The 2,846-nt window shown below is 68.0% G+C and carries 1 protein-coding gene and 2 pseudogenes; all 3 read right to left on the bottom strand.

What is annotated here, in order from left to right; all coding sequences use genetic code 11:
* Positions 1 to 30 precede the first annotated feature (30 nt).
* Positions 31 to 1,101 (bottom strand): annotated as a pseudogene (locus JYJ84_RS33130) (glycosyltransferase); the annotation flags it as partial.
* Positions 1,098 to 2,383: pseudogene (locus JYJ84_RS33125) on the bottom strand (O-antigen ligase family protein). The pseudogenes JYJ84_RS33130 and JYJ84_RS33125, both read right to left, overlap by 4 nt.
* On the bottom strand, positions 2,380 to 2,846 hold a 467-nt coding region (locus JYJ84_RS33120; protein ID WP_275890759.1), incomplete at its 5' end, for a glycosyltransferase family 9 protein. The gene JYJ84_RS33120 and the pseudogene JYJ84_RS33125, both read right to left, overlap by 4 nt.

Raw genomic sequence — 2,846 nt, 5'->3', positions numbered from 1 at the left:
GTCGGCAGCGTCAGATGTGTATTAGTGACTGGGCACGAGCAGCCCTGCGTCGCCCCCGTCCAGCAGATCATGCGGCCCGGTCGGGCAATCCGTCGAAACGACCGGCGTGCCGAGCGCCATCGCCTCGCCCAGCACCATGCCGAATCCTTCGTAGCGACTGCTCAGCACCAGCGCATCGGCCGCCCGCACGTACGGGAACGGATTCGCGCAATAGCCGACGAAGTGGACCGCGTCGCGAACGCCCAGCTCGACCGCAAGCCGTTCGAGCATCACGCGATCCGGGCCGTCTCCGACCAGCACCAGCGCGGCCGCATCGGGCCGGCGCGCACGCCATTGCGCATACGCCTGCAGCAGCGTGCGGTGATCCTTCTGCCCTTCGTCGAGCCGGGCCACCGACACGACGAACCGGCCCGCCGGCCGCTCGAATTCGGCATCGGCGCGGCGCCGGATCGCGCTCACGTCGATCACGTTCGGCAGATCGGCGATCCGCACACCCGACCCCGCGAATATCTCTTCCGCCTCGCGCCGCATTGCGGGCGTGAGCATCGCGATCGCCGCATAGCGCGAATACTGTCGCGTGCGCCGCGCCATGTACGCCCGGCTCTTGTTGCCGAAGCGCGCGACGAAGCTGTAATGGCTCACGCCGAACCACGGCGCGGCGCCGCGACCGGCGATCCGCCGCAGCGAGAAGTCGAAATCGCAGACGACATCGAAGTCGGCGGCCAGCCGCAGAAAGCGACGCGCGACGAGCGAGCGGATCGCCGCGTGCGTCATCAGCTTGTGCATCAGCTTCTCGCCGAAGCGCAACCGACGGCGGCGCTCGACCTGATGCAATACATGCGACCAGCGCGCGTGCGCCAGCACATGAACCGGTACGTCGGCGGGAATCGCTCCGCTGCGTTGCAGCGCATCGAGATCGTCGGTCGGAAAGGCCACCGACAACGCGGGCGCGAACTGGCGGCGGTCCAGCGCGTTCAGCCATGAAACCAGCGCGGTTTCGGTGCCGCCCCGCCCGAAGTCGTCGATATGGAACAGCAACCGCACCGGCTTGCCGTCCGCGCTTGGCGTCGCCGCTTGCGCGCGGCTCCGCACGGTGCTCACGCGCCGCTCCCCGGCTGCGCCCGACGCACGCCGGCGCGTCGCTCACCATACCCGAGCATCAGCCCGGCGAATGCCCAGAATGCGAGGATCGTCGTCTGCCACATGAAATCGTCCACCAGGTTCTTCGTGACCATGCCGGCGACGAGCGCGATGCCGCCGCCGCGATCGACGGTTCAACGTGTCTCAAGCGCCAGAACGCGACGACGAGCGTCGCCAGCAACAGCACCTGCAGCGCCAGGCCGATGCGCCCGGTCTGCAGCCACGTGTTCAGGAAAAGATTGTGCGCGTGTGTGAGCGCCTGCGGTTCGAGTGCCAGCAACTCCGGCGGCATCTCGCTGCGGTAAGCCATGCCCGGCAGCGGTTTGCCGAAACCGATGCCGCTCCATTCGTGGCGTCTGCCCTGCTCTTCGTAGAACTTCCACAGCTTCGGCCGCGTGTCCGACGACAACGTGTCGCCGACCCCGGTCATGCCGGGCGGCACATAGAGCCGCACCCCGGCGATCGAGATGTCGCGCGAGGCGGCCAGCGGCGGCGGCGCGTCGTGATAGCGCAGCCGTGCGCTGATTTCGAGCGTGCCGACCGCGCCGACACCGACGACGGCCACGGCCAGCACCGCCAGCAGCAGATGATGCCGGTACAGCGGGAACAGGCCGATCAGCAACGTGACCGCGGCGGCCGGCCAGAAAAAGCGGTTGAGGGTGGCGAGCCCGACCATCACGCACAGCACGATGCCCGTCACGCCGGCCCAGCGCCAGCCGCGTTTCGGCACGAGGAACGCACAGAACAGCGCCATCGCAAACGCCGCGAGCGTACTCGTATGGCCGACTCGCGCATAAAAGCGCATCGGGATGGTCAGGGGGGTCGGCGGCTGCAGCTTGCCCCAGTAGATCACGCTGATCGCGGCGAGCAGCGCGCACGCGAGCCACACGGCCAGCGTGACGCGTTCCGCGCGTTCGACCCGCGTGCCGAACAGCCAGAAGCCCCAGAACGACAGCAGCGGATACACGACCTCGTCGAACCATGCATGCCTGCTGACGTCCGGAAACATCGACCAGCGCACGGCGGCAAAACTCCACGCCGCCCAGGCGACGATCGGGACGAACAACGGCCACCGGAACAATGCCGGCCGCCCGCGCGCGCAAGCGGCCGCGACCAGCGCGATACCGACCAGCACCATGCTGCTGTTCACGAACGCCGCCAGGTGTCCGAACATGACCGCGAACATCAGGACGGGGCAGCCAATCCACAAAAGACGCTCGATACGCGCCGTAATAACAGTCATCGAACTTGCACCAGAACTTGTTGCAGCGCATTGCGCACCGCGTCTACCGACAACCCGCTCATGCAGGCTGCGCAGCCGTCGTGCCACGCGACGCACGTCGTGGCGTCGCGGTCACATCGCCGGACCCACCGAACGTGGCGTCGGAAAATATAAGGTTGATCGCGGCACGGCATGTCCGCAATCGTCACGGCGACGAACGGAACGTCGCGCCAATAGCGCCCCGCGCCGTGGACAACCGCGCTGCCGGGCCCGAACAGCGCGACGGTCGGCACGCCGATCAGCCGCGCGAGATGCGCGACGCCCGTATCGGGGCAGACGACCGCGCGTGCAGCCGCATACAGGTGCCAGAGATCCGCGAGGCCGAGTTTCCCGGCAAAGTTCGGCTGCCCGGCGTGCGGCCCGATCGCGTCGATCAGTTCGGCTTCGCTCTTGCCGCCACTCCACACCACCCGATGGCCGGCTG

Source organism: Burkholderia sp. LMG 13014 (assembly GCF_905232215.1).
Classification (GTDB): domain Bacteria; phylum Pseudomonadota; class Gammaproteobacteria; order Burkholderiales; family Burkholderiaceae; genus Burkholderia.
Note: the sequence above shows the minus strand (reverse complement) of the source record. Positions and strands in the feature narration are given on the sequence as shown.